The following is a 1,714-nucleotide window of genomic DNA, read 5'->3' as shown; positions in this document are numbered from 1 at the left end:
GAGGACCTCCGTTTGGCTGGTCCGCCGACTGAGGGCGGGGTCTCCGCCACGCTGGAGTCGCTCGGGCTGGCATCCGCACAGACCCGCTCGGGTGCGAGCGCGGTCGCCTTCGGCGTCGTCGCCCCCGGCGGCGGTTGCGTGTTCGGCGTCGTCGATGCCGAGACGGTGACTGCCGAGTTCGGCGGCTACATCATGGACGGCGGGTGCCTACCGGCCCAGTAGCGGCGGCCCGTCGGTCCCGCGGAGGACCTCGACCCCTACCAGGCGATGACTGCTACACCCTGGTTCGCGAAGAGCCGGTTTGGTCCCGGAATCGGATCGGTCCCGTGTCATCGAGCCCGATGAAGAAGCCACCGGTGGCGACGGCGGTGGCACGGCGCACACACTGGTGGCGACGTTGGCGACCGTCGGCATGCTCGGCGCGTCTCACAGCAGGCATCGTCATTCACTCAGCCCGCCACCGGCCGGGTGAGGCCGATCCACCCGGCCGTCTCGTCGCCTGCGGCGAACTCGTCCTGCACCAGGGCGATGGTGCACGAGTGGCGTTCCCGCCGATCGATATGCATTGTTGGCCGGCCGTTCTAAGCAGTCTCTTCGCTACCGCTCGAGAAGATTCTGCCCGGTGGGTGGCGCCCGCCTACGGTGATGGCGTGGACGAACTCGCATCAGTCGTGCAGCGGCTTGAGCAACTGGAGTCGATCAATGCCATCCGGGATCTGGTGGCCACGTACTGCTGGGGTGCTGACCACCGTGACCTCGACACGTGGAACTCGGTGTGGGCACCGGACGCGATCTGGAAGGTCGGGCCGGCGCGTTCATTCGTTGGCGTCGCGCAGATCCGCCAGGCTGTCCAGCAGCAGTGGGCGGCGTTCCCCGCGATGCTCCACTCGACTGCGAACCACCGCGTGGAGATCAACGGTGACCGTGCCACGGGCGTCGCGGATGTGACCGTGATGACGCAGCTGGGGGATGGCTTCGGCGAGCGCGCCGGCGCTTGGGTCAGCGGCGGCGGGACCTACCACGACGCGTACATTCGAATTGACGGATCCTGGTACCTGAGCAAGCGCGACGTCACCGACGACTTCCTGCACGGACCGACTCCAACCTTCCAACCGGCGCGGTAGCAACCTCCGTACGGTCTACCGATGCGGCCGTACCCCGATGGGGGCAGAGTGAGACGTGGCGCCTAACGGGAGAAGGAGCCACGATGTCGCACTCAGCGCACCTGCCTCAGGGCGCGAAGCGTCTGCTCGAGAACGGCACCAGGTCAGACCGACCAACGAAGCAGCGTCGGATCGAGACAGGTCAAGCGCAGGTGCCGGTCACGGGGCGATTGCTCTCGGACCCGGCTGACCCCGCCGGGCTACTGGCTCACGACGATCTCGTCCAGCGGCCGGAGGCCGTCCCAGACGTCTGGCCTGTGGCCGCGGGCGATCTGGCCACAGGCACGGTGAGGGAGCGTCTCGCTGCGAACGACTGGCGAGCTCGGACGGGCCTCGGGGCGGGGCAGTCGCCGGCCGATCCGTCGAACGTCTCCCTACGTCCGCGACGGTCCTACATCGGAGCCCGCCTCCAGCGACTCCTGATCCAGCTTTCCGTCACGCTCTTCACTCAACTCAAAGCCTCGGTCTCCGACGCAGTCGAGGTCCAGTCGATGTACGCGAATGGGCGACTCTTCGTGAGTGAGAACAGCGAGGACGGGCGGACCGGGCTC

General features: G+C 67.7%; 2 protein-coding genes. Both read left to right on the top strand.

Annotation, left to right across the window (positions count from 1 at the left end):
• A partial coding sequence (locus tag ACOJSN_RS09885) for a hypothetical protein (RefSeq protein ID WP_420112325.1) occupies positions 1-222 on the top strand: 222 nt, incomplete at its 5' end.
• A gap of 317 nt (positions 223-539) precedes the next feature.
• Positions 540-1,124, top strand: coding sequence for a nuclear transport factor 2 family protein (locus ACOJSN_RS09880; RefSeq protein WP_420112324.1), 585 nt, complete (start codon positions 540-542; stop codon positions 1,122-1,124).
• The last annotated feature ends 590 nt before the right edge of the window (positions 1,125-1,714 follow it).

This window comes from Pseudactinotalea sp. (assembly GCF_048594945.1).
Taxonomy (GTDB): domain Bacteria; phylum Actinomycetota; class Actinomycetes; order Actinomycetales; family Beutenbergiaceae; genus Pseudactinotalea.
This window is presented reverse-complemented; position numbering and strand designations above follow the sequence as displayed.